This is a genomic window from Streptomyces sp. TAA204 (genome assembly GCF_000424965.1).
Window position 1 is genome coordinate 141,771 of sequence record NZ_AUKW01000018.1, and the last position, 25,321, is coordinate 167,091.

Annotated in this window: 23 protein-coding genes; 12 read left to right on the top strand and 11 right to left on the bottom strand. The window is 70.6% G+C overall.

What is annotated here, in order from left to right; all coding sequences use genetic code 11:
• Positions 1-4 precede the first annotated feature (4 nt).
• Both H343_RS0120100 and H343_RS31710 read right to left on the bottom strand, forming a co-directional pair.
• Positions 5-937 carry an ACP S-malonyltransferase gene (locus H343_RS0120100; RefSeq protein ID WP_028432619.1) on the bottom strand — a complete coding sequence of 311 codons (933 nt, stop codon included), beginning with the start codon at positions 935-937 and terminating at the stop codon, positions 5-7.
• 100 nt (positions 938-1,037) lie between these two features.
• Complete coding sequence (locus H343_RS31710; protein ID WP_486586976.1) at positions 1,038-2,258, bottom strand: PucR family transcriptional regulator; 1,221 nt, start codon at positions 2,256-2,258, stop codon at positions 1,038-1,040.
• 81 nt (positions 2,259-2,339) lie between these two features.
• On the opposite strand from H343_RS31710, the gene H343_RS0120110 reads away from it, so the two are divergent.
• The gene (locus H343_RS0120110; protein ID WP_028432620.1) at positions 2,340-3,095 is read left to right on the top strand and encodes a pirin family protein; all 756 of its coding nucleotides are present in this window, start codon (positions 2,340-2,342) and stop codon (positions 3,093-3,095) included.
• 109 nt (positions 3,096-3,204) lie between these two features.
• Here H343_RS0120110 and H343_RS0120115 read toward each other — a convergent pair whose 3' ends face one another.
• Positions 3,205-4,035 (bottom strand): serine hydrolase domain-containing protein, encoded by an 831-nt coding sequence (locus H343_RS0120115; protein ID WP_028432621.1) that lies wholly within the window; start codon positions 4,033-4,035, stop codon positions 3,205-3,207.
• 81 nt (positions 4,036-4,116) lie between these two features.
• Here H343_RS0120115 and H343_RS0120120 point away from each other — a divergent pair, with 81 nt between their 5' ends.
• Together H343_RS0120120 and H343_RS0120125 are read left to right on the top strand one after the other, a co-directional pair.
• Positions 4,117-4,605 carry a MerR family transcriptional regulator gene (locus H343_RS0120120; RefSeq protein ID WP_028432622.1) on the top strand — a complete coding sequence of 163 codons (489 nt, stop codon included), beginning with the start codon at positions 4,117-4,119 and terminating at the stop codon, positions 4,603-4,605.
• A complete protein-coding gene (locus H343_RS0120125) occupies positions 4,602-5,636 on the top strand; it encodes an aldo/keto reductase (RefSeq protein ID WP_028432623.1) in 1,035 nt (344 codons plus the stop codon). The genes H343_RS0120120 and H343_RS0120125 overlap by 4 nt, the downstream gene beginning before the upstream one ends.
• Before the next feature lie 45 nt (positions 5,637-5,681).
• Here the strand turns inward: H343_RS0120125 and H343_RS0120130 are convergent, their stop codons facing one another.
• The 6 genes from H343_RS0120130 to H343_RS31715 form a co-directional block, all read right to left on the bottom strand.
• Positions 5,682-6,878, bottom strand: a complete 1,197-nt coding sequence (locus H343_RS0120130; RefSeq protein ID WP_028432624.1) for an alpha/beta hydrolase — start codon at positions 6,876-6,878, stop codon at positions 5,682-5,684.
• A gap of 240 nt (positions 6,879-7,118) precedes the next feature.
• Complete coding sequence (locus H343_RS0120135) at positions 7,119-7,766, bottom strand: response regulator transcription factor (RefSeq protein ID WP_051265603.1); 648 nt, start codon at positions 7,764-7,766, stop codon at positions 7,119-7,121.
• 7 nt (positions 7,767-7,773) lie between these two features.
• On the bottom strand, positions 7,774-9,282 hold the full coding sequence (locus H343_RS0120140; RefSeq protein ID WP_028432626.1) for a histidine kinase: 1,509 nt from the start codon (positions 9,280-9,282) through the stop codon (positions 7,774-7,776).
• Between the two features lie 114 nt (positions 9,283-9,396).
• Positions 9,397-10,314 (bottom strand): DUF4429 domain-containing protein, encoded by a 918-nt coding sequence (locus tag H343_RS0120145; protein ID WP_028432627.1) that lies wholly within the window; start codon positions 10,312-10,314, stop codon positions 9,397-9,399.
• 86 nt (positions 10,315-10,400) lie between these two features.
• Positions 10,401-11,648 (bottom strand): alpha/beta hydrolase, encoded by a 1,248-nt coding sequence (locus H343_RS0120150; RefSeq protein ID WP_028432628.1) that lies wholly within the window; start codon positions 11,646-11,648, stop codon positions 10,401-10,403.
• A gap of 156 nt (positions 11,649-11,804) precedes the next feature.
• Entirely contained in the window at positions 11,805-12,503 is a 699-nt protein-coding gene (locus H343_RS31715) for a TetR family transcriptional regulator (RefSeq protein WP_078505942.1), read from the bottom strand.
• A gap of 112 nt (positions 12,504-12,615) precedes the next feature.
• On the opposite strand from H343_RS31715, the gene H343_RS0120160 reads away from it, so the two are divergent.
• Positions 12,616-14,229 (top strand): MFS transporter, encoded by a 1,614-nt coding sequence (locus H343_RS0120160; protein ID WP_028432629.1) that lies wholly within the window; start codon positions 12,616-12,618, stop codon positions 14,227-14,229.
• 315 nt (positions 14,230-14,544) lie between these two features.
• Positions 14,545-14,979, top strand: coding sequence for a peptidase inhibitor family I36 protein (locus H343_RS0120165; RefSeq protein WP_028432630.1), 435 nt, complete (start codon positions 14,545-14,547; stop codon positions 14,977-14,979).
• 120 nt (positions 14,980-15,099) lie between these two features.
• Here the strand turns inward: H343_RS0120165 and aceE are convergent, their stop codons facing one another.
• Positions 15,100-17,847: a pyruvate dehydrogenase (acetyl-transferring), homodimeric type gene (gene aceE, locus H343_RS0120170; protein ID WP_028432631.1), complete on the bottom strand. Its 2,748-nt coding sequence runs from the start codon at positions 17,845-17,847 to the stop codon at positions 15,100-15,102.
• Positions 17,848-18,254: 407 nt separating this feature from the next.
• On the opposite strand from aceE, the gene H343_RS0120175 reads away from it, so the two are divergent.
• The 6 genes from H343_RS0120175 (at position 18,255) to H343_RS0120200 (ending at position 22,797) form a co-directional block, all read left to right on the top strand.
• Complete coding sequence (locus H343_RS0120175) at positions 18,255-18,695, top strand: DUF3052 domain-containing protein (protein ID WP_028432632.1); 441 nt, start codon at positions 18,255-18,257, stop codon at positions 18,693-18,695.
• Positions 18,696-18,885: 190 nt separating this feature from the next.
• Positions 18,886-19,344 (top strand): peroxiredoxin, encoded by a 459-nt coding sequence (locus H343_RS0120180; RefSeq protein ID WP_028432633.1) that lies wholly within the window; start codon positions 18,886-18,888, stop codon positions 19,342-19,344.
• A gap of 109 nt (positions 19,345-19,453) precedes the next feature.
• Positions 19,454-20,029, top strand: coding sequence for a TerD family protein (locus tag H343_RS0120185; protein ID WP_028432634.1), 576 nt, complete (start codon positions 19,454-19,456; stop codon positions 20,027-20,029).
• Positions 20,030-20,135: 106 nt separating this feature from the next.
• Positions 20,136-20,714 (top strand): TerD family protein, encoded by a 579-nt coding sequence (locus tag H343_RS0120190; protein WP_028432635.1) that lies wholly within the window; start codon positions 20,136-20,138, stop codon positions 20,712-20,714.
• A gap of 39 nt (positions 20,715-20,753) precedes the next feature.
• Positions 20,754-21,905, top strand: a complete 1,152-nt coding sequence (locus H343_RS0120195; protein ID WP_028432636.1) for a DUF475 domain-containing protein — start codon at positions 20,754-20,756, stop codon at positions 21,903-21,905.
• A 145-nt stretch (positions 21,906-22,050) separates the two neighbouring features.
• Positions 22,051-22,797: a Tellurium resistance gene (locus tag H343_RS0120200; protein ID WP_028432637.1), complete on the top strand. Its 747-nt coding sequence runs from the start codon at positions 22,051-22,053 to the stop codon at positions 22,795-22,797.
• Positions 22,798-22,888: 91 nt separating this feature from the next.
• Here H343_RS0120200 and H343_RS0120210 read toward each other — a convergent pair whose 3' ends face one another.
• Positions 22,889-23,788, bottom strand: coding sequence for a TerD family protein (locus tag H343_RS0120210; protein WP_028432638.1), 900 nt, complete (start codon positions 23,786-23,788; stop codon positions 22,889-22,891).
• Positions 23,789-24,017: 229 nt separating this feature from the next.
• On the opposite strand from H343_RS0120210, the gene H343_RS31720 reads away from it, so the two are divergent.
• Entirely contained in the window at positions 24,018-25,286 is a 1,269-nt protein-coding gene (locus tag H343_RS31720; protein WP_078505933.1) for an HpcH/HpaI aldolase/citrate lyase family protein, read from the top strand.
• The last annotated feature ends 35 nt before the right edge of the window (positions 25,287-25,321 follow it).

A 25,321-nucleotide genomic window follows, 5' to 3' on the forward strand; every position in this document is an offset into this window, starting at 1 on the left:
AGGCTCAGGCGGTCTGCGTGTGCTCTGCGATCAGCTCGCGCGCCGCGTCGAGATCGTCGGGTGTCTTCAGTGCCAGCGTGCGGACGCCCGGGAGTCCCCGCTTGGCGAGACCGGTGAGGGTGCCGCCCGGGCACATCTCGATCAGGGCGGTGACGCCCATCTGCTGGAAGGTCTCCATGCACAGGTCCCAGCGGACGGGGGCGGAGATCTGGTTGACCAGCCGCCGCACGACCTCGGAGCCCTCGGTGACGGAAATGCCGTCCAGGTTGGAGAGCCAGGGCAGCACGGGATCGTGGACCTCGGCGCCCTCGACGGCGGCGGTCAGCACCTCCACGGCCGGTTCCATGTGTTCGGTGTGGAACGCGCCCGCGACCTTCAGCGGAATGACCCGGGCCTTCTCGGGACGGTCCTCGGACAGCGCCGCCAACTGCTCGGCGGTGCCCGCGGCGACGATCTGGCCGCCGCCGTTGATGTTGGCGGGCGTCAGGCCCAGCGTCTTCAAGTGCGCTGTCACGGTCTCGTGTTCACCCCCGAGCACCGCGGACATGCCGGTGTCGGTGACGGCTGCGGCCTCCGCCATGGCACGGCCGCGTGCCCGTACGAGCGTCATGGCGTCCGATGCCGAAAGTACGCCCGCCACGGAGGCGGCGGCCAGTTCGCCGACGCTGTGACCGGCCACTGCGCCGATCGCGCGGGCCGGTGCCGGCTCCTCGAGGAGCGCGCCGGCGGAGACGAGGCTCGCCGCGACCAGCAGCGGCTGGGCCACCGCGGTGTCGCGGATCTCGTCCGCGCCGGCCTCGGTGCCGAAGTGCACGAGATCCATGTCGATGGCGGCCGACCACTCCGCGATCCGGTCGGTGACGCCGGGGAGTTCGAGCCAGGGCTTCAGGAGGCCAGGCTTCTGAGCGCCTTGGCCGGGAGCGACGAGTACGAGCACTCTTTCACTCTCCCTTGCCGACCCTTGTCCGCGCCGGTACGGAGCGGTACGAAGAACCGGGAGGCTAATTGTCGGAGCCCGACAAACGAGCCGTACGAGTCTAAGGCTGGCTCGAGAAGTCCGTGAGACGCCCCAGAATCAGAGCGATACGGAGCGTGAAGGCGGAGCGCACGTCGGAAGGCGACCACCCGGTGACGTCCGTCACACGTCGCAGCCGGTAGCGCACGGTGTTGGGGTGCACGAAGAGCATTCTCGCCGCCCCTTCGAGACTGCTCGCCTGTTCCAGATAGACGCTCAGAGTCTCCAGCAGCGCGGAGCCGGCTTCCTCCAGCGGTCTGTAGATCTCCTCCACCAGAAGGTCTCGCGCGGTGGGGTCGCCGGCCATGGCGCGCTCCGGCAGCAGATCGTCCGCGAGGACGGGGCGGGGCGCGTCCTGCCATGCGGCACAGGCCCGCAGTCCGGCCGCGGCGGCCTGCGCGGAGTGTGTGGCGGCCAGCAGGTCGCCGACGACGGGTCCGGCCACGACGGGGCCGGGGGCGAACGGTCCGATCAGGGACTTCGCAGCGCGCAGCGGGTCGTCGGACCCGCCGGCGACCACGACCAGACGGCTGCCCAGCACACCCGTGAGCACGTGCAGTTTCGCGTGCCGGGCGGCCCGCCGTATGGCCTCGACCGTCAACTCGCTGTCCCCGTCGGGCGCCGTGCCGAGGACCACGGCCACGTGCTCCGGGGAGTTCCAGCCCAGGGCGGCGGCGCGGGAGACGGTGCCCTCGTCGGCCTCCCCCGACAGCAGCGCGTTGACCACGAGGGACTCCAGCCGGGCGTCCCACGCGCCGCGGGCCTCCGCCGCCTGCGCGTAGACCTGCGCGGTGGCGAAGGCGATCTCCCGTGCGTAGACGAGCAGCGCCTCACGCAGCACCGACTCGTCGCCGGGCGCGGCGACCTCGTCGATCGCCGTCTCCACGACCTCGATGGTGGTGCGCACCAACTCCACGGTCTGCCGCAGGGTGATGGCCCGGGTCAGCTCGCGCGGTGCCGTGCCGAAGACGTCGGTGCTGATGGCCTGCGAGGTCTCCGGGTGCCGGAACCACTCCGTGAAGGCCGCGATGCCCGCCTGGGCGACGAGTCCGATCCACGAGCGGTTCTCCGGCGGCATCGCGCGGTACCACGGCAGCTGCTCGTCCATGCGTGTGATCGCGGCGGCGGCCAGCTTGCCGGAGGACTGCTCCAGGCGGCGCAGAGTGGCGCTGTGCGGGTGCTCCGCCCGCTCGGACCGGTCGTCGGGTGGTGGGTTCGCGGAGGGATCTGTGGATTCGGGCACATGCCAAGACTGCCTCATCGGACGGGGGGAGTGGGGGCGGGGGCGGACCTGCGCAGCCGCGAAGCGGATTAACGTGGGCACATGCTTCAGGTGTGGCGGGCGGCTGACCGGTATCGGGGCGGTGACGCGGCGGCGGGTGTCGACACCCGGCACGCCTTCTCCTTCTCGGGTTTCTACGATCCGGACAACACCGGCTTCGGGCAGCTCGTGGCATGCAACGAGGAGCGGCTGGCTCCGGGGGCGGGCTTCCCCGAACACCCGCACCGGGACGTGGAGATCGTGACGTGGGTCGTCGAGGGCGAACTGGAGCACCGGGATTCGACGGGCCGCTCCTCGTGCGTACGTCCCGGGGACGTGCAGCGGCTGGGCGCGGGCAGCGGCGTGCGGCACAGCGAACGCAACGCGGGGGAAGGGCCGCTGTGCTTCGTGCAGATGTGGCTGGTCCCCGGTGTGCGCGGCGGCAGCGGCCCGGAGGGGGCTGACGAGAGCGTCGAGCCGGAGTACGAAGTGGTGCACGGCATCGCGGACGGCACGCCCTTCGCGGTGCCGCGTACGGATGCGGTGCTGCACGTGCGCCGGCTGGCGGACGGTGAGCGTACCGCCGTCCCGGACGCGGCGTGGGTGTACGTGCACGTGGTGCGCGGATCGGCCGGGATCAGCTCGGGTGCCGTGGAGGACGGGGCCGGGGCCGGGGATCGGAACGGGGCCGGGGATGAACTGCTGCTTGCCGGCGACGCCGCCCGTATCACCGACGCGAGGGACCTGGAAGCGCGGGGTGTGGACGGTCCCGTGGAACTGCTGATGTGGGAGATGCACGCGGAGCCCGGTTACGGCTGAGGCCGCGGGGCCGGGCTCCGCGCGCGGTGCCGCGTGAGCGGCTGCCCGGTGTGCGGCCGCCGCGCGGGAACGTGCCGCGGGACGGCGGCTTTCCGGGCGGCGGCAGCCGTCACCCGGCGCGCAGTCCGGCCAGCACCGCGTCGGTGAAGGGCGGCCATGCGTCGACGGCCCACTGCCCGAAGTCGCGGTCGGCGAGGGCGACGCATGCCGCACCCGCGTCGGGGTCGACCCACAGGAACGTTCCCGACTGGCCGAAATGCCCGAAGGTGCGCGGCGAGGAGGAAGCGCCCGTCCAGTGCGGGGCCTTGCCGTCCCTGATCTCGAACCCCAGCCCCCAGTCGTTGGGTGACTGGTTTCCGTAACCCGGCAGCACCCCCTTCAGCCCGGGGAAGACGACCGAGGTCGCCTCGTAGAGTGTCGCGCTGGAGAGGAGCCGCGGCGCGAGCAGTTCGGCGGCGAAGCGTGCGAGGTCGTCGGCGTTGGACACGGCGTCCTTGGCCGGGGAACCGGGCAGTTCGGTCGCCGTCATGCCCAGCGGCTCCAGTACGGCCTCGTGGAGGTACTGCGGGAAGGGGATCTCGGTGACCTTCGCGAGATGGTCGCCCAGCGCCTCGAACCCGGCGTTGGAGTAGATGCGCCGCGTGCCCGGTTCGGCCATCGGGCGGTCTTCGTCGAACGCCAGCCCGGACGTGTGGGCGAGGAGGTGGCGGACGGTCGCACCGGCCGGGCCCGCGGGTTCGTCCAGTTCCACCGCGCCTTCCTCGACGGCGATCAGCGCGGCGTAGGCCGCGAGCGGCTTGGTGACGGAGGCGAGTGCGAAACGGTGGTCGGTGGGTCCGTGGTGGCCGGTGACGGCGGGTGTGCCGTCGCTCTCGAGTGTGACGACGACCGCCGCGGCGGTCGGCACCGGCCAGTCGTCGATCATCCGCAGGCTGTCCATGGCTCCCGAGCGTAACGCGAGGCGAATTGGCCGGAACTTTGCGCTTGCTTGGAGCGCACTCCAGGTCCGTAGCGTTCACTTATGACTGTGACGGAGACGGAGACAGCGGACGAAGCGGTCGAACCGGACGTGTGCGTCACGGGAGAGGCGCCGCACCCCAGACCGGACGGCCAGGACCGCTACACCATCAGCGAGGTCGCCGCGATCTGCGGTCTGAGCGCTCACACCCTGCGCTGGTACGAGCGGATCGGCCTGATGCCGCACGTGGACCGGTCCCACACGGGGCAGCGGCGCTTCACCAACAGGGACCTCGACTGGATCGGCCTGGTCGGCAAGTTGCGGCTCACGGGGATGCCGGTCGCGGACATGGTCCGTTACGCCGAGCTCGTACGCGAGGGTGAACACACTTTTCCCGAGCGGCACGAACTTCTCGTCGCCACGCGCGAGGACGTGCGGCACCGGATCGCCGAACTGCGGGAGACACTCGCGGTACTCGACTACAAGATCGACACCTACGCCGCGCGCCGTCCGTCGCCGCCGGCGCACGAGACGTCCGGGAGGACGGCATGAGCACGCACTCTCGCGGCAGCGAGAAGATCGCGACCGTACGGCTGGGCACCGGCGGCCCCGACGTGGGCGTGCAGGGCCTGGGCTGCATGGGCATGAGCTTCGCCTACGGGCCCACCGACGCCGACGAGGCACGGGCGACGCTCGAGCGGGCCCTTGAGCTGGGCGTCACGCTCTACGACACCGCGGACATGTACGGGGCGGGGGAGAACGAGAAGTTCATCGCGCCGTTCGTAGGGGCGCACAGGGACGAGATCACCCTGGCGACGAAGTTCGCCATCGGTCACGACCCGTCCGATCCTCACAGGCGTGTCATCCGCAACGACCGCCCGTACATGCGGGAGTGCGTCGAGGGCAGCCTGCGCAGGCTCGGCGTCGAGGCGATCGACCTGTACTACATGCACAGGCGGGATGTGAACGTCCCCGTCGAGGAGAGCGTCGGCGCCATGTCGGAGCTGGTGCGGGAGGGCAAGGTCAGGCACATCGGACTGAGCGAGGTGACGGCCGGCGAACTGCGCGCGGCGCAGGCCGTCCACCCCGTCGCGGCACTGCAGTCGGAGTGGTCGCTCTTCAGCCGCGACGTCGAGGGAAGCGTGGTGGACGCGGCCCGTGAACTCGGCGTCGCCTTCGTGCCGTACTCGCCGCTCGGCCGGGGCTTCCTCACGGGGTCCTTCGCGGACGCGGAGAAGGAGCTCACCGGCGACGACTTCCGCCGCGGGCTGCCGCGGTTCACAGGAGGAAACGCGGCCGCCAACGCGGCGCTGCTGGAGCCTGTACGGCAGGTGGCCGACGCGCACGGTGCGACGCTCGGACAGATCGCGCTGGCGTGGGTGCAGCAGCAGGCGCGGCTGCACGAAGGGCTGACGGTCGTGCCGATCCCGGGCACCCGCAGTCGTACGCGGATCGAGGAGAACACGGCGGCCACCCGCATCGAACTGACCGAGCGGGAACTGGCGTTGCTGGAGCCCATCGCCTCACGCGTGGCGGGCGACCGCTACGCCGACATGTCCTTCACCTCCGCGGGACGGGAGTGACACCGCGCGGCGGGCGGGCAGCGCGTGCCCTCCCGGTGCCCGCGCTCAGCTCGCAAGCCCGTGCGTGCACTGCGGGGACGTGTCCGCGCAGCGCACCGCCCCGTACGAACCGAGGGCGATCGCCGCGAAGCTGATCCGCGAATCCGCTCCGGGCCGGAGATATCCCGTGTGGCCCTCGGCGCGCGCGGAGGAGACCACCCGCGCGCCGAAGCCGTCCGCGGCCGGGTCGGCGCCGTGCCCGAGGCCGAGTAACCGCACGTTCGGCACCCGGCCGATCCAGTCGCCCTCGGCGCGGGCCGCCCAGATCCGTACGCGCGTGCCGAGCCCGGGCGCGGAGCGCACGTGCATGCCGGGCGAACCGAAGACGACGAGATCGGCCGCCTCCTCGCGGGTCAGCGCGTGAGCGGCCTTGCCGCACACGACGGACCCGTAGCTGTGGCAGAACACCGCGGGAGCGGGCGTCCCGGTACGGGCAAGGCCCCGCAGGAATCGCTCCAGACGGGGCGCCCCCGCCTCGGCCAGGCGTGCGGTGGCCGCGTCGGGGCCGAGTCCGACGGGCGTGGTGTAGCCGGCCCAGGCGATGACGGCGGTCCGGGTGCCGGGCTGCTCCGTCGCCATACGGGCCCGCAGCGACGTGGCCATGCCCGCCGGTGTTGCGTACCTGTCCCGGGCCGGGCCGGCGAACGTGGCCAGGTCGATGTCCGAACCCGGTACGAGGACCGCCCTGCGCTCAGCGTCCGTCAGATTCCCGAAGACCTCGGCAACCTGGCCCCGTCCGCGCGGGTCGAAGGCGAGGATCTGCCGCCCGCCGGCGAGGAGCCGGGTGTACCGGGCTGCCTTCGCCCGTGCCCGCTGCTGCTCCGGGGCGGACCGGCCGGGGCCGGCAGCCGTGTGCCGCAGACGTGCCGACTCGGCACGCAGGGCACGGCGGTTGGCCGCGTACCGAAGGGACACCGGTGCGCCGTCGAGATTTCCCACGACGAGGGGATGCCTTCGTGCCAGTGCCTGCCGCTGTTCCCGCCCGAGGCCGGAGAAGAACGCGGCGAGGCGGCCCGGACCGGTCCGGTGCGGGTCGGGCAGGGCGCGTCCCAGCGTCGCGCTGTCGGCACGCCAGGAGGCCGTTCCGGGTGGCGGCCCGGTGACGGGGGTCTGCTGCGATCCGGCCGCCCATCCCGCTGTGGCGGCGACGACGGTGCAAACGAGCGCGGCGGCGGTCAGTGCCCGCTTCAGGCGACGCTTCATCCCGTTCCTCCCTCCGGCGGCCGCCGGAGGACCCGGCGGCTCGGTGGGAGGAGAGTCGGGCGAAGGTCTGCGGCCCCGCGTCACACCGCGGGGCCAACTCCCGGGTGATACCCGGGTAGCGGGGCACCGTCCGGGGGGAGGAGGGGCGCGCGGCGGGGAGGGAGCGCCGGACGGGCGGCGGAGAAGCGGGGCGCTGCACGGGCCGGGGCGGGTCCGTGCGCCCGTACGTGCGGAGGGCCCTCAGACCTCGCCGGGCGAGACGAGCCCCGACTCGTAGGCGAAGATCACGGCCTGTGCCCGGTCACGAAGCCGGAGCTTGGTGAAGATGCGGCTCACATGCGTCTTGACCGTCTGCTCCGCCAGCACGAGGCATTCCGCGATCTCGCTGTTGGAGCGGCCGCGTGCGAGCAGTTCCAGCACCTCGGTCTCCCTGTCGGTGAGTCCGTTCAGCCGGAGGGCCCGTGACGTGCGCGGTGCCGGCCGCTGCCGTGCGAAGTCGGCGATCAGGCGACGGGTGACGGAGGGCGCGAGCAGCGCCTCGCCCGCCGCCACGACCCGTACGGCGGCGATGAGGTCCGACGGAGGGGCGTCCTTGAGCAGAAAGCCGCTGGCCCCCGCGCGGAGCGCCTCGTAGACGTAGTCGTCGACGTCGAAGGTGGTCAGCATCAGCACTCTCGGGGTGCGGGCCGTCCCGCCGGACGGTCCTGGGCCGAGCAGTTTCCGTGCGGCCTCCAGCCCGTCCGTCTCCGGCATGCGGACGTCCATCAGGACCACGTCCGGGTGCTCACGGCGGCACAGTTCGACGCCCTGCGCGCCGTCCGCCGCCTCGCCCACCACGTCGATGTCGGGCTGTGCCGCCAGGAGGGCGGCGAAGCCCGCCCGGACCATGGCCTGGTCATCGACGATGATCACGCGAGCATGAGGGCGCGTCGTCCTTCCCGGGCGCTGCTGCCAGGACCAGGGGCAGCCGGGCGGCGACGCGGAATCCGCCGTCGGGCAGCGGACCTGTGTCGAGCGTGCCCCCGACGAGACGCACGCGTTCGCGCATGCCGACGAGACCGTGGCCCGTCCCGGTGCTCTCCAGGGGCGGTCCGCCGGGCCTCGGCGCCGGACCGTTGACGACCAGGACGGTCAGGCAGGCACCGGCGTCCTCGCGTGCAGCCGTGCCGGCGCCGTTGCCGGGAGTGTCCTTCTCACCGTCCGCGCCTGCGCCGGGAGTTCCGCCCGGGCCGGCGGGGCCGCTGCGGCTGTGCCCGGTCCCGTGCCCGGTGCCGTGCCCGGTCACCAGCACCCGGGCGGACGCGCCCGGCGCGTGCCGTACGACGTTGGCCAGCGCCTCCTGGACGATGCGGTACGCCGAGAGCTGCACTGCCTGCGGCAGCCCCGACGTGCCTGGCGCGACCGACAGTTCGGTGGGGACGCCCGCCCGTACGGTCGCCTCCGCGAGCTGGGAGAGCCGGTCCAGCTCCGGCTGCGGTGCGCGTTCGCCGTTGTTCTCCTCGCTGCGCAGCACACCGAGCAGGCGGCGCATCTCGGAGAGCGACTCGCGCGCGGTGGAGGCGATCGCCCCGAACTCCTCCCGGGCCTCGTGGGGCAGCCCCGCCAGCCGGTAGGGCGCGCTGTCGGCCTGGACCGTGATGACGGACATGTGGTGCGCGACCACGTCGTGCAGTTCGCGTGCGATACGGGCGCGCTCCTCCAGCAGCGTGCGCCGTGCCCGTTCGGCTTCGCTGATGGTCTCCTGCTCGGCCAGCCGCTGCTGCGCGTCGGCCCGTTCGCGCAGCGCCGCACCGAAGAGCAGGATGATCCCGCTGAGCACGATCAGCAGCACGTTCGTCCCGTCGCTGCGGTCCTGCGCGAGGAAGCCGAGCGCGAGGGAGAGCGTGACGGTCACCGACCAGACGGCGACGAGTGTGCGGCGGCTCTCCCGCAGCGCGAGCGCCAGGCACAGCGCCAGATAGCCGACGATCACCGTGGCGGGCCAGGGCCAGGAATGACCGCCGGGTGGGGTGACCAGGACGAGCACGGCCCCGGCGGTGTCGGCGGTGATCACGATCCACCAGGCCTGCAGCGGGCGGGTCACCGCGAGGAGCAGGGGAGCGGCCTGCACGAAGCCCAGCGAGATGGCCACCGCGCCGGGCAGCCGGTAGTCCTCGGCGAGAACGTTGGAGGTGACCGGTACCAGCACGGCGACAAGGGCGAGGGCGAGCAGGTACGCCAGCTGCCGTCTCCGCCGCCCGTTCCGGGGCGCGGGCGGCGGCTCGCCCAGGCCCGCCCGCGGGGCCAGGGCCGTCCCGAGCGAACGCAGTCCGTGCAGCGCCGTACGCACGGTCCCGTTCAGCGGCTGTCCGGACCCGTGCGGCGGTTCGGCGGGCTGTCTGACCCGCGGCGGAGAGGTGGACATGGCGCGCTCAGCGTATGGCGCGGCTGCCGTGCCCCACGTCATGCGCGGGTACCGGACGGACCCCCTACCGCAGTAGGGCCCGGCCCGCCGTGCGGATACTGCGGGCCGGTGCGCTCAGAGCTCGGCCAGCAGGTCGGCCTTCTTCTTCGTGAACTCGTCTTCCGTCAGCAGTCCCGCCTCGTGCAGCTCTCCGAGGTGCCGTATGCGTTCGGCGATGTCCGCGGGGTCCGAGCGTCCGGGGTGCGCGGTGCGCGACGCTCCGGCTGCCGAGGCCGAGGAGGCCGAAGAGGAAGGCGAGGAGCACACCGGTGCGGTCTCCGGAGCCGCCACCCGTACGGATTCCAGCACCGAAGCGGCGAACGGCAGCGATTCGTGGACCAGCCCGTAGCCGATGCCGAAGACCACCGAGGCCGGGTCCTTGTCGGGCACTCCCTCCTCGGGGGCCCTGCCGGACCGCGGCAGCACACGCAGATGTCCGCCCGCGATCTCGGGCGAACGCCACTCCACGTCCTCCAGCTCGCTCACCGCGAAGCTCTGGTCGCCCGCCTTCCACTTCGTGGACGAGGCGCCCGTCCAGAACCAGCGGAAGAAGACCGTCTTGCCGTCGAAGGAGGCCTTGCCGTCGTACGCCTTGAAGCTCTGCGGTGCAGCGGGAGCGGCCACCAGATGGTGCTCGGCGGGCTTGTCGGCGTCCGCGCCCAGCACGGCGCGCAGCTCCGTGGCGTAGTAGTCGGCCAGCGTCTCGCGCTCGAGGGGCAGCACCAGGCGGTAGGGGTCGCAGCCCTCCTTGAGCTGCCCCGCGGCCGCCTCCATCAAGGGGTCGGCGCCCGCGCGGGGCTCGGCGCGCAGCACCACCGTGCCGCGTTTGCCACCCGGCGCCAGTTCGACAGCGCTCAACGCCTCGTACGGAACGCGCCGCTCCCCGAGCACGTGGAAGAGCTTCGGTGTGCGGATCCCCCGTTCGAAGCGGATGAGCACGGAGTCCGTGTCGAACTCCCAGGTGGAGTGAATTCCAGCCAGTACGTCACCCATGCGGCCCATCGTATGCGCGAGGCGCCCGCACGTCCCCCCTACCGGCGCTACGCGCGTAATTCCTTGGCGCGAGACGCATCGGGCGGCTACAAGGTGCGGTCGGAGGTGCCGAGGCAGCCGGGGTCGCTGGGGGCGCAGTGGACGGTGGAGTACGAACCTGTGGCGATGCCGGCGAAATTGTCCAGGCTCTCCGTGCCAGGCACGTAGTAGCCGGTGTGTCCCCTCGCCCCGTTCGCGGAGAGCCTGCGTGCGCCGAAGGCGGCCGAGACGGGATCGGCACCGTGACCCAGTCCGCCGACCTCCATGTGCGGCACGTCCGCGATCCAGTCGTCGCTGTCACGCACGGCCCATACGCGGGCGTGGGTGCCGAGTTCACCGGCGTGGTCCACCCGCATCCCCGGGCTGCCGGACACGGCGATGTCGGTGACCTTCTCCGGCAGTTCCGTCGCGGCCTCGCCGCACACGACGGAGCCGTAGCTGTGACAGAACAGCGCGATGCGGGAGTTTCCGCGCAGCCCGTCCACGAAGCGTTCGAGCCGCTCGGCGCCGTCCTCGGCGAGGTGGCCGGAGGCGGCCTCGACTCCCAGGCCGGTCGGTGCGGTGTAGTCGGCCCAGGCGACGGTCGCCGTCGGCACGGCCGGTGCGGCGGCGGCCTGGCGATCCTGCAGGGCCCGTGCCATCCCGGCGGGCGCGGCGTAGGGCCGGTCGGACTTCTCGAAGGTGAGCAGTTCGGTGTCCACGCCCGGCACGACGACGGACACCCGGCGCGCGCTGCCGAGATCACCGAAGACCTCCGCTGCCCGTCCGCGTCCTGTCGGGTCGAAGGCGAGGATCTGGCGTCCGGGCCGGAGCATGGAATCGAAGCGTTCCATGCGGCTGCTCGCCGTGAGCCGTCCCTCTTCGGTGAGCCGCTCGTCCGTCACGCGCTCGCGTTCCACGTCCCGTGCCTCGGCCAGCGCCTTGTGGTTGGCGCGGTAGCGCAGTTCCAGGGGGGCTCCGCCCAGGTTGCCGACCACCAGGGGATAGCGGTCGGCCAGCCGTTGCCGCTGGACGGGCGTGAGTGAGCGGAAGAAGCGGGCGACGGCGGCCGGCTTCCCGTCCGGTGCGGGCAGCGAACGTCCGGCGATGGTGCCCTTCTCCCAGGCCAGCAGTCCCGCGGCGTACGGACCGGGAGTGCCGTCGTAGTCGCGGACGGCCGTCCAGCCGGTCGTCATCAGCAGGACCAGCACCACCGCGAGAGCGAGCACCGCTCGCAGCGCAGTGCCGCCCGGGGTTCCGGCAGTCGGAATGCCGGAACCCGACAGGGGGTTGCCGAGGGCGGGGAAGGAAGTCACTGGGCAGCCACCCTAGGAGACGCGGCGGTGTGCTCGTGACCGCCGTGAGCCATCTCACGTTTCGCCACGCCTGATCGGGTCAGTTCCGGAGCGAATGGAGGCTGCCGCACAGCGCGGGGGCGTGCGGCGGGGCGCCCGGGGAGCCGTGCCCGCGGGTCAGTTGGGGGACGGCGGTCCGGGCGCGGGCGGGACCGGAGCCGTCGGCGACTGCCGGCCCCCGGGTGCTGCGCGGCCTGCGGTCCAGTCCTGGCTGAGGGCGGGGCCCAGCTGGTTCACATAGGACTCGACCGCGTCGCGGGCGGCGTGCACGGTGATGTCCTCGCCCGAGCTCCAGCCGCGGATGGCGGCCCTCATCACCCCGGAGAACGCCGCGACAAGCACCCGTGGCCGCGGGTCGACGTCCGGGTCCAGGCCCTCGCGGCGGGCGATCTCGGCGGCGAGGCGCTCCTCCATCTCCACGGAGCGGCGCAGGTCGACGGCGACGAGGGCCGGTGTGGTCTCGATGATCTGCCACATCCTCATGTGCAGCGGGATGGGGACGATCTCCTCCAGGGACTCGCCGATGCTCTGCCAGGTCTCGTCGAGGGTGCTGCGCAGCACCTCCACCGGCGAGCCTCCGGGCGGGCGGCGGCGTACGGCCTCCAGGTAGCGCTCCGAGACGAGTGTCTGGAGGGCGAAGGCCACCTCCTCCTTGCTGGAGAAGTACCGGAAGAAGGTGCGCTGGGAGACGTCCACGGAGGCGACGATCTCGTCCACGGTGGTCGCCTCGTAGCCCTGCTCGACGAAGAGTTCGTGGGCGGCGCGGATGAGGGCGTCCCGGGTGCGCTGCTTCTTGCGCTCACGCAGTCCGGTCACTTCGGCCACCTCCCAGTGGATTCGTGCTGCTCACCGTGGTGTGAGCAGCCTGACATCTACCGACGATCGATTCGGTTTGTCAATTGTCAGCGACTGTCACTATTCTCGCGCCATGAGTTCCCAGACCAGCATCGTCAAAGGCCAGGAGGCTGAACCGCCCGGTTCGCGCGACTCAGGGATACCGGGAAGGGGGCTCCGCGGCCACCCGTGGCTGACCCTCGTCACCGTCGCCATCGGGATCACGATGGTGGCCCTGGACGCCACGATCGTCGCCATCGCCAACCCTGCCATTCAGCAGGACCTCGGCGCGTCACTCGCGGACGTCCAGTGGATCACCAACGGATATCTTCTGGCCCTCGCGGTCGCTCTGATCACCGCGGGAAAGCTCGGTGACCGGTTCGGACACCGGCAGACGTTCCTCGTCGGCGTCGTCGGCTTCGCCGCCGCGTCCGGGGCGATCGGCCTCGGCGGCAGCGTCTCGCTCGTGATCACCTTCCGTGTGCTGCAGGGACTCTTCGGCGCGCTGCTCATGCCCGCCGCCCTGGGACTCCTGCGTGCCTCGTTCCCCGCCGAGAAGCTGAACGCGGCCATCGGCATCTGGGGTGCGGTCATCGGCGCCTCGACCGCGGCCGGCCCCATCGTGGGCGGTCTCCTCGTCGAACACGTCAACTGGGAATCCGTCTTCTTCATCAACATCCCCGTCGGCCTGGTCGCACTGCTGATGGGGCTGGTGATCCTCCTCGACCACCGCGCGCAGAACGCCCCCCGCTCCTTCGACGTCCCGGGCATCGTGCTGCTGTCCACCGCGATGTTCTGCCTCATCTGGGCGCTGATCAAGGCGCCTGCCTGGGGCTGGGCCGACCCCGCGACGGTGGGCTTCCTCGCCGCGGCGCTCGTCACGTTCCTCGTCTTCGGGTTCTGGGAGTCCAGGGCGCACGAGCCCCTGCTTCCGCTGAGCATGTTCCGCTCCGTCCCGCTCACGGCCGGAACGGTGCTGATGGTGCTGATGGCCTTCGGGTTCATGGGCGGCATCTTCTTCGTCACCTTCTACCTGCAGAACGTGCACGGCATGGCCCCGGTGGACAGCGGCATCCGGCTGCTGCCCCTGACCGCGATGATGATCGTCGCCTCACCGCTCGCGGGTGCGGTGATCTCCAGGATCGGGCCCCGTGTGCCGCTCGTCACCGCCATGATCATCGCGGCGGTGGCGATGTTCGGGCTCTCCACGCTGGACGCGGACAGCGGCGCCGCCGTCACCTCGCTCTGGTTCGCACTGCTGGGCCTGGGGCTGGCGCCGGTGATGGTCGGCGCGACCGAGGTCATCGTCGGCAACGCGCCGCTGGAGCACGCCGGTGTCGCGGGCGGGCTGCAGCAGGCCGCGATGCAGGTGGGCGGCAGCCTCGGTACGGCCGTGCTGGGCGTCGTCATGGCCTCGCGGGTGGACACCGAACTGCCCCGGAAGTGGGCGGAGGCCAAGCTTCCGCCGCTCGGGCCCGGGCAGGAGGACAAGCTGAAGGGCGCCGCCGAGGTCGGGGTCGCCCCGCCCGCGCCGCAGGGAACCCCGGAGCAGATCGCCGCGGCGATGAAGTCGGTCGTGCACGAGTCCTTCATCTCCGGCATGGGGCTCGCCTTCACCTGCGCCGGCATCGTCGCCGTGCTCGCCGCGGGCGTGGCCTTCTTCACCAAGCGCGGCACGAACGACTCGGGGCCGTCCGTGCACGTGTAGACACTTCGCGCCGCGAAGCGCAGCGCATGCGTGGCGGCGCGTCATGAGCGGGGGGATCGGGGCGGAACGGCACTGGCCGGTCCGCCCCGATACCTGTGCGGCGCGGAGCAGAACCGCGCGGGCCTTGCCTGTGGACAACTTCGCCACCTGTCCTGGTGAAACGGCCGGACATCTCTTGGCCGGGCCCGCACGCCCGGACATCCTGATCACGACGCCGGGTGAACGAGCCCGGCCGGATACGGGGAAGTGATCGAGATGACCGAAGCGGGCACGCGTATGTCCGGACGGAGCCGGAGGGGTACGGCACGGGCCGTCATGGCCGTGACGCTCGCGGCGGCCGGGATCGTCCCGGCGTCGGCACCGGCGGTGGCGACGGAAGCGGCGGCCTCACGGTCGCACGCCGCGCCGCCGCACACCGCAGTCGACCGGCTGGACGGAGCCGGGGCGCGGCAGGACGGAGAGCGGACGAGGCTGGGGGAGTGCGCCGCGGGGGAGCTGTGCCTGTGGGCGCGGCCCGGATTCCGGGGCGACCGGCGCACTTACGAACTGAGCGGAGTTCCGGTCGAGAGCTGCGTGCCGCTGCCGAAAGGGGTGAGCGCCCTCTCCTTCGCCAACCGCACCGGACGCCCCGCGACCGTGTACCAGAGCGGTGAATGCGCCGAGACGGGCGAGTTCCACACCCATCCCTCCGGCTCCTGGACACCCGAGGGGGAATACCGGGTGCGGGCCTTCAAGCTCTGGGAGCGCTGAATGACGCGCCGTGCAGCGGGGAGAGGGCCGGGCAGCGGGAAAGTCCGCGGCCGGGGGATCACACCTGTGCCGGTCCCCGCCCGGAGGCGGGGACCGGCACGGCACGGACCGGGCTGCGGCTCAGGCGTCGCCGCCGGCCGCGCCCGGGTCCGCCGCCGCCACATCCAGCAGCTGGTAGCGGTCCACGGCCTGCTTCAGCGCCGAGCGGTCCAGCTTCCCCTCACGCGCCAGCTCCGTCAGCACCCCGAGCACGATCGACTGGGCGTCGATGTGGAAGAAGCGCCGGGCCGCGCCGCGCGTGTCGGCGAAACCGAACCCGTCCGCACCCAGCGACTGGTAGGTGCCGGGCACCCAGCGGGCGATCTGGTCGGGGACGGCTCGCATCCAGTCGGACACGGCCACCTTCGGACCCTCCGTGTCCTGGAGCTTGCGTGTCACGTACGGCACGCGCTGCTCCTCCTCCGGGTGCAGCAGGTTGTGCTTCTCGGCCTCCACCGCCTCGCGTCGCAGCTCGTTCCACGACGTCGCCGACCAGACGTCCGCCTTGACGTTCCAGTCCTCGGCCAGGATCTGCTGGGCCTCCAGGGCCCAGGGCAGGGCCACGCCGGAGGCGAGGATCTGCGCACCGAGCGTCCCCGCGGTGCCCTCCCGATAGCGGTACAGGCCCTGCAGGATGCCCTCGACGTCCACGTTCTCCGGCTCCGCGGGCTGGCGGACCGGCTCGTTGTAGACGGTGAGGTAGTAGAAGACGTCCTCTCCCTGCGGGTGCTCCGGGCTGGAGCCGTACATCCGCCGCAGGCCGTCCTTGACGATGTGCGCGATCTCGAAGCCGAAGGCCGGGTCGTAGGCGACGGCGGCCGGATTGGTCGAGGCGAGCAGCTGCGAGTGGCCGTCGGCGTGCTGCAGGCCCTCACCGGTCAGAGTGGTGCGGCCCGCGGTGGCGCCCAGCACGAAGCCGCGGGACATCTGGTCGGCCATCTGCCAGAACTGGTCGCCGGTCCGCTGGAAGCCGAACATCGAGTAGAAGACGTAGATCGGGATCAGCGGCTCGCCGTGTGTGGCATAGGCCGAGCCCGCGGCCGTCAGCGCCGCGGTGCAGCCGGCCTCCGTGATGCCGTCGTGCAGCATCTGGCCGCTCGGCGACTCCTTGTAGGCCAGCAGCAGTTCGCGGTCCACGGACTCGTAGCTCTGGCCCAGCGGGTTGTAGATCTTGGCCGAGGGGAAGAAGGAGTCCATCCCGAACGTGCGGTACTCGTCCGGTGCGATCGGCACGAAGCGCTTGCCGATCTCCTTGTCCCGCATCAGATCCTTCAGCAGCCGCACGAAGGCCATCGTGGTGGCGATCTCCTGCTGCCCCGAGCCCTTCTTGACCGCCGCGTAGGGCTTGTCGCCGGGGAGCTTGAGCGGCTTGGACCGGTTAACGCGGGTGGGCACGTAGCCGCCCAGCTCCTGGCGCCGGTCGTGCATGTACTGGATCTCTTCGGAACTCTTGCCCGGGTGGTAGTACGGCGGGGCACCGGACTCCAGCTCCTTGTCCGGGATCGGCAGGCGCAGCCGGTCGCGGAAGCCCTTGAGGTCGTCGACCGTCAGCTTCTTCATCTGGTGCGTGGCGTTGCGGCCTTCGAAGTTCGGCCCCAGCGTCCAGCCCTTGATGGTCTGGGCGAGAATCACGGTGGGCTGGCCCTGGTGCTCCTTGGCCGCCTTGTAGGCCGCGTACACCTTGCGGTGGTCGTGACCGCCGCGCCCCAGGTGCAGCAGCTGGTCGTCGGTCATGTTCTCGGACATGGCCCGCAGCCGCTGGTCGCCGCCGAAGAAGTGATCGCGGATATAGGCGCCGCTCTCCGTGGCGTAGGTCTGGAACTGCCCGTCCGGAGTGGTGTTGAGCTTGTTGACCAGCACGCCGTCGCGGTCCTGGGCCAGCAGCGGGTCCCAGGATCGGTCCCAGACCAGCTTGATCACGTTCCAGCCGGCGCCGCGGAAGTAGGACTCCAGCTCCTGGATGACCTTGCCGTTGCCGCGTACGGGTCCGTCCAGCCGCTGCAGGTTGCAGTTGATGACGAAGGTGAGGTTGTCCAGGCCCTCACGGGCCGGCAGCGAGAGCTGGCCGAGCGATTCCGGCTCGTCCATCTCGCCGTCGCCGAGGAAGGCCCATACGTGGGACTTGGAGGTGTCGGCGATGCCGCGTGCCTCCATGTACCGGTTCATCCTGGCCTGATGGATCGCCCCGATCGGGCCGAGCCCCATGGAGACCGTGGGGAACTCCCAGAAATCCGGCATGGACCGCGGGTGCGGATAGCTGGAGAGGCCGTCGGCTCCCTTGCTCTTCTCCTGCCGGAAGCCGTCGAGCTGTGCCTCGGAGAGCCGGTCGAGCAGGAACGCGCGGGCGTAGATGCCGGGAGAGGCGTGGCCCTGGAAGAAGACCTGGTCGCCGCCGTCGCCCTCGTCCTTGCCGCGGAAGAAGTGGTTGAAGCCCACGTCGTAGAGGGAGGCCGAGGAGGCGAAGGTGGCGATGTGTCCGCCGACGCCGATGCCGGGCCGCTGTGCGCGGGAGACCATCACCGCGGCGTTCCAGCGGGTCGCGTTGAGGACCTTGCGCTCGATCTCCTCGTTGCCGGGGAAGAAAGGCTCGTCCTTCGTCGCGATGGTGTTGACGTAGTCCGTGCTGCGCATCTCCGGTACGGCGACACGCTTTTCGCGTGCCCGCTCGATGAGGCGGAGCATGAGATAGCGGGCACGTCCCCGGCCCCGCTCGTCGACGGCCGCGTCGAGCGAGTCGAGCCACTCCTGGGTCTCCTCGGGATCAAAGTCCGGGACCTGGCTGGGAAGGCCGCCAATGATGATCGGGTTGCGATCGGATCCGGAAGCCACGCTGTTCCTTCGCTGTTCGTTATTGCTCTGCATGGTGTCGCGCCGCCTCCATCGTGTACCGCCGCCGCGCTCACGTCATCTCTACCGGGAGGTAACCCGGTGCCTCCGCGCAGTGCTTCGGGGGAAGGATCAAGAAAGGGGGCCGAATTGCCACCCTACGCCCGGGGCGGCCTCGCCGTGCCGCCCGTGGGACGGCAGAGACAGAAGGGGGCAAAGTCGGTCATCCACATCGGGGCGCTGTGGTGTGAATCACTGTTCATCGGGCATTGTGGGCTGACACGTCAACGTTTGGGCGGGAGGCGTGGTGGGGTACTTGCGCGATCCGCCCTGCCCGTGTGGACTACGGCCATCGCCTCGCGTGCGCGCGGGGCGCAAGGCACATTCCAGCAAAGGACAGGAGGCAATCCGTGAGCGCGACCGCGGACCACGCGGAGGAGCGGACCAACCCCGCCGCAAGGCTGGGTTTCCAGCCCGGACAGGTGGTCCAGGAGCTCGGTTACGACGACGACACCGAGCAGGCACTCCGTGAGGGAATCGAGGCCATCACGGGTACGGAGCTCGTCGACGAGGACTACGACGACGTGGCCGACGCCGTGATGCTGTGGTTCCGCGAGGAGGACGGTGACCTGACGGACGCGCTGGTGGACGCCACCACGATGATCGATGCGGGTTCTCCGGTCTGGCTGATGACGCCCAAGACGGGCCGCGAGGGATACGTGGAGCCGAGCGAGATCGGCGAGGCGGCGCAGACCGCGGGACTTGCCCAGACCAGCACCGTCAACGCGGGCAAGGACTGGAGCGGCAGCCGCCTCGTGACGCCCAAGGCCGCTCGGTCCGGCAAGCGGTAGGCGCGCAGGCGCTCCGGAGAGCGGTGAAGAAGACGCGGACAGGGGCCCCCGGCAGTCAGGCTGCCGGGGGCCCGTCCGCTTGTCACCCGGGGGTGAAAGACTGCGCCGGTGCGTCCCGCGGAGCCCGTCGCCGCGGCTTCCGCCCAGGGGCGCACGCACCGTCTTCCGTACAGAAGGGACCCCTCACCCCATGGCCATCGAGGTCGGCACCAAGGCACCGGACTTCACGCTGAAGAGCCAGCACGGCGAGTCGGTCTCGCTCTCCGACTTCCGGGGCAAGAAGAACGTCGTTCTGCTCTTCTACCCCTTCGCCTTCACGGGAGTGTGCACCGGCGAACTGTGCGCGCTGCGCGATGAACTGCCCGCGTTCGTCAACGACGACGTGCAGTTGCTCGCCGTGTCCAACGACTCACCCTTCGCTCTGCGTGTCTTCGCCGAGCAGGAGGGCCTGGAGTACCCGCTGCTCTCCGACTTCTGGCCGCACGGTGACGCCTCCCGGGCGTTCGGCGTCTTCGACGAGGAGAAGGGGTGCGCGGTACGAGGCACCTTCATCATCGACACCGAGGGCGTCGTCCGCTGGACCGTGGTGAACGGGCTGCCCGACGCCCGCGACCTGAACGACTACGTCAAAGCACTCGAAACCCTCTGAGAACCCCTGTGGTCAGGGGGAACCGCTCACTAGGATCAACTCGTTGATCTGAGGTAACCGAAATACGGGCGCACGCAGTGCTCCGTTCGACAGAAACCCTGGAGGACTCGTGGGAGTCAGTCTCAGCAAGGGCGGCAACGTCTCGCTGACCAAGGAGGCCCCGAACCTGACGGCCGTGATCGTCGGACTGGGCTGGGACGCCCGTACGACCACGGGCTCGGACTTCGACCTGGACGCCAGTGCCATCCTGGCGAACGCCGAGGGCAAGGTCGGCAGTGACCAGAACTTTGTCTTCTTCAACAATCTCAAGAGCCCCGACGGCTCCGTCGAGCACACCGGCGACAACCTCACCGGTGAGGGCGAGGGCGACGACGAGGTCGTCAAGGTGAACCTCGCGGGTGTGCCGGCCGAGGTGGACAAGATCGTCTTCCCGGTCTCCATCTACGAGGCGGAGAGCCGCCAGCAGAGCTTCGGCCAGGTGCGCAACGCGTACATCCGCGTCGTCAACCAGGCGGACAACAACGAGCTGGCCCGCTACGACCTGAGTGAGGACGCATCGACGGAGACGGCCATGGTCTTCGGCGAGCTCTACCGGCACGGCGCGGAGTGGAAGTTCCGGGCAATCGGCCAGGGCTACGCGTCGGGCCTGCGCGGCATCGCGCAGGACTTCGGCGTCAACGTCTGAGAGATCTCGGCAGCCACCGGCGCCGCAGGCTTCCGTAAGCAGGAGGTGTGCGGCGCCGGTGGTGTCGGCACACTGGGCGCATCACCACCGGGGAGAGGAACAGATCATGGGCGTCACGCTCGCCAAGGGGGGAAATGTCTCCCTCTCGAAGGCCGCACCGAACCTGACCCAGGCGCAGATCGGTCTGGGGTGGAGGTCCCGCTCGACCACCGGCGCGGCCTTCGACCTGGACGCCAGCGCGCTGATGTGCGCGAACGGCCGGGTGCTCGGGGACGAGTACTTCATTTTCTACAACAACCTCAAGAGCCCCGACGGATCGGTCGAGCACACCGGTGACGAACTGGTCGGGGGCACCGGTGGCGATGACGACGAGACGGTCCTGGTGGATCTCTCACTCGTCCCCGCCCACGTCGACAAGATCGTCTATGCGGTCTCCATCTACGACGCCGACACCCGTCAGCAGACGTTCGGCCAGGTCACGGACGCCTACATCCGCGTCGTCAACCAGGCGGACGGCCAGGAACTCGCGCGCTACGACCTCACCGAGGACGCCTCCTCCGAGACGGCGATGATCTTCGGTGAGATCTACCGGCACGGCGGGGAGTGGAAGTTCCGGGCCGTTGGGCAGGGGTACGCCTCGGGCTTGCGCGGCATCGCTCTAGACTTCGGGGTCAACGTTTCGTAAGCCAAGGTCATTTGTTCGTAAAGCTGATTGGGTAGCCCAGTGCTTCTGAAAACCTTCGGCTGGTCCTTCGGTGTCACCGCCGGAGGACTCGCCCTCGCCGCGTTCTTCTGGGGGTGGAAGGGCTTCGCCGTGGTGGCGATCCTCTCCGTCCTCGAGATCTCGCTGTCCTTCGACAACGCCGTCGTCAACGCCGGCGTGCTCAAGAAGATGAACGCGTTCTGGCAGCGGATCTTCCTCACCATCGGCATCCTCATCGCGGTGTTCGGAATGCGGCTGGTCTTCCCGGTCGTGATCGTGGCCATCAGCGCCAAGGTCGGGCCCATCGAGGCCGTGCAGCTCGCCATGGACGAGCCCGAGACGTACCAGCAGCTCGTCACCGACGCCCACCCGTCCATCGCCGCCTTCGGCGGGATGTTCCTGCTGATGATCTTCCTCAACTTCATCTTCGAGGAGCGGGAGCACAAGTGGATCCCCTGGCTGGAGCGCCCCCTGGCAAGGCTCGGCAAGGTCGACATGCTCTCGGTCTGCATCGCGCTGATCGTGCTGATGCTCTCCGCGATGACCTTCGCCGTCGAGGCGCACCAGCACGGCGGCACGACCGCCGACAAGTCCGCCACCGTGCTGCTCTCGGGCGTCGCGGGGCTCATCACCTACCTCCTCGTCGGCGGACTCTCCGGGCACTTCGAGAACAAGCTCGAAGAGGAGGACGAGCGGAAGCACGAAGCCGAGGAGCAGGCCAAGCGTGAGGGCAAGGACCCGACGATGGTCGGCCTCGCCGGCAAGGCGGCGTTCTTCATGTTCCTCTACCTCGAGGTGCTCGACGCCTCCTTCTCCTTCGACGGCGTCATCGGCGCCTTCGCCATCACCAACCACATCTTCTGGATGGCGCTCGGCCTGGGCATCGGCGCGATGTACGTCCGTTCGCTCACCGTCTACCTGGTCCGCCAGGGCACGCTCGACGACTACGTCTACCTCGAGCACGGTGCGCACTACGCCATCGGTGCCCTGGCCACGATCCTGCTGATCACCATCAAGTACGAGATCAACGAGGTGATCACCGGTCTGATCGGTGTCGCTCTGATCGCCGCGTCCTTCTGGTCCTCGCTCCGGCGCAACCGGGCGATCGAGGCGGGTGACGGCGACGGGGGCAAGGAGCCCTCCGAGGAGTCCGAGGTCGGCAGCAAGGCGTAGAACTTCCGTGTGACATCGGCCTCGCGGCGGCTGCCGTGATCCGTGTGTCACCGGGGCCTGTTTGCGGAACGCTCTTGGCGGGGCGGCACCGAGTCGCGGCTCGGCGCCGCCCCGCGGCGTTGTGGAGCACTAGTGGGGGTGCGTGATGGTCTCTCTGTGGGAGAACTGGCGTAGCGGTCTTCGGCGGGGACCCAAGTTCGACACGATCGGCGGACCTTCGACCTACGCGGTCGAGCTGACCAAGCGTCACGCGTCGGTCTCGCTGACCGAACAGGGCGCGGACAGCGGCAGCCTCCGGGTCAATCTCTCCTGGCGCATGCGCACGTCGGACTTCGACGACACCGGGGGCGGCGCATGGCTCCGCAACCCGCTGCAGGCGCTGAAGCCGAAGGTGGTGCAGGCCCACACCCAGGGTGTGGTCGATGTGGACCTCGACCTGGCCTGTATGTACGAACTGACCGACGGTTCCAAGGGAGTGGTGCAGCCGCTGGGCAACTTCCTCGGCGACTGGAACTCCCCGCCGTTCGTGAAGCTCACCGGTGACGACCGTTTCGGCTCGCCGTCGGGCGAGACGATCTATGTCAACCTCGACCACAAGGACAGCATCAAACGGCTGCTCTTCTTCGTGTACATCTACGACGGCACCCCCGCCTTCGACCGTACGCATGCGATCCTCACGCTCCACCCCAGCAACGGCCCGCGCGTCGAGGTCGGACTCGACCAGCGGGCACCACAGGCGCGTTCGTGCGCGGTGCTGCTCCTGCACCATGAGAAGGACCAGCTCGTGGTCCGGCGTGAAGCGCGCTACGTGTACGGCTTCCAGGCGGAGTTGGACCGCCTCTACGGCTGGGGGCTGCAGTGGGGCCGCGGATACAAGACCGGAAAGGCGTGAAACGGGCCGGCCGCCGGACGTCCGGCCCGTCGCGGCGCGGCCCGCTGGGCGGTGTCCGGAACCGCCGGTCCGGCACCGCCGACGCCGGTGACTACCGGCTCTGGAACTGAGGTCCCTGGGGCGGAAGTGTGAAGTCCGGATCGGGCTGCGGATAGCCGTAGGCCGGCTGCGGGTAGCCGTACGCGGGCTGGGTGGCGGGCGGGTGCTGAGGGGGCTGCGGGTATCCGTACGCCGGCTGCGTCGGCGCCTGAACGGCCTGCGCCTGTGCCTGCGCCGCGGGCGCCGCCGGTCCGGGTGCCGGTGCCATGAGCGGGAAGTCGGGCTCCGGCTCGGGGGCGGGCGGCGCAGGCGCAGTCATCGCCGGTACGGTCGCGTCCTCCGGTGCGTGGCGAGGCGGGGGCGGGACCTCACCGCCGCCACCCGTCCCCGCGTCACCGGATTCCGGCTCCTCCACCGTGATCCCGTACTCCGTGGCCAGACCGAGCAGCCCGGTGGCGTAACCCTGCCCCAGAGCGCGGAACTTCCAGCCGTCGCCGCGCCTGTAGAGCTCGCCGCAGATCATCGCCGTCTCGGCGCCGGTCTCCGGCTCGATGCCGAACTCCAGCAGCGGCTCTTCGCCGGCGGTGGCGTCGGCCGCGCCGAAGAGCAGCAGCCGCAGTCCCGGTACGTCGGCGAAGGTGCCGCCGTCGGCGGAGGCTGCCAGCAGCACGCGGTCCACCTCGGGGCCGACGGCGGCCAGGTCCGCCTCGACGGAGTCGCGCACCGCGTCCGCCTGCCGGGACTTGGCCAGATGACGGACGACACCGGTGGGGTGCTGCGGCTGGTTGTAGAAGATGAAGTCCTCGTCCGAGCTGACCTTGCCGCTGTCGTCGAGCAGCAGCGCCGAGGCGTCGACGTCGGGTACTCCCGAACCCGGCGACCAGCACAGGACGGCACGCACCGCCACGGTCTCCAGCTGAATGTTCGAACCCTTCACCATGGCGTGCGTCATGGGCTCATCCTGCCTTCCGTTCCGGCTCCGCGACAACGCGAGGAGACCGGCGGGCACCTGGCGGTAACGTGATTTTCACCCCCGAGCGGAACTATCTGCCCCCTCCCGTACGTACGATGAACGGCTGGTTCTCGCCACAGGGCCGGAGCTCCCGTGAGGCGGGCGAGGCTCATTCACGAAGGTCGCGTCGGCCACGCCGGATGCCGCGCGAGGGGAAACGGGGTCAAGCATGCGGCATTTCGGCCACCTCTCACCCGAGGTGAGGCACGGGCTCTTCCACCATGAGCCCGTCGAGTTCACCGCGGACGCCCCGGGGCACACGCTCGCCGTCGCTCTGGGGGCCACTCTCTACTGCCCGGCGACGCGCCCCGGTCTTGCGGCCGACGTGGTCAAGCAGGCCGGGCTCGGGGTGGTGTCGATGGTGCTGTGCCTGGAGGACTCCATCGACGACGCGGACGTCGTGGCGGCCGAGACCAACCTCGTCGAGCAGCTGGAGCAGCTCGATCAACTGGTGTGCCCCGAGGGGCAGGAGCAGTGGCGGGGGCAGGAACGGCCGCAGCATGTGCCCCTGTTGTTCATCCGCGTACGCGCGCCCGGCCAGATCACGGATCTGGTGGCCCGGCTCGGCCCCGCCGGACGGCTGCTGTCCGGATTCGTGCTGCCGAAGTTCACCGAGGAGAGCGGCATCCCGTTCCTGGAGGCCCTCGCCGAGGCCGAAGCGGCCACCGGGCGGCGGCTGTTCGCGATGCCCGTGCTGGAGTCGCCGGAGCTGCTGCACATGGAGACGCGCCCCGGGACCCTGGCCGGGATCGCCCGCACCGTGGACAAGTACCGGGAGCGGATACTCGCTCTGCGGCTGGGCGTGACGGACTTCTGCTCGGCCTACGGGCTGCGCCGCACCCCGGAGATGACCGCGTACGACGTCCAGCTCGTCGCCTCCGTCATCGGCGACGTGGTCAATGTGCTGGGGCGGGCGGACGGCACGGGCTACACCGTCACGGGCCCGGTGTGGGAGTACTTCCGCCTCCAGGAGAGGATCTTCAAGCCCCAGCTGCGGCAGAGCATCTTCACCGGACGTGCGGAGGAGCTGCGGACCGCGCTCATCGACCACGACATCGACGGGCTGCTGCGCGAGATCGAACTCGACCGTGCCAACGGCCTGATGGGCAAGACCTGCATCCACCCCTCGCACGTGCTGCCCGTGCACGCCCTTTCCGTGGTGAGTCTGGAGGAGTACAGCGACGCCACGGACATCCTGCGGCCCGAGCGCAGCGGCGGGGGAGTGATGCGCTCCGCCTACACGAACAAGATGAACGAGGTGAAGCCGCACCGCGCCTGGGCGGAGCACACGCTGCTGAGGGCGGAGCTGTTCGGCGTGGCCCGCGAGGGGGTCGGTTTCGTGGACGTACTGGCAGCGGGAGCCAGGGTGTCCGGCGGCGCCGGAACCGGAGCGGTGCCGGGGGCGCCGGCCGCGGCACCTGCGGGCCGAGAGGCATGAGCCCGCGGGGCGCGGGCGCGCGCGGGAGAGCGACG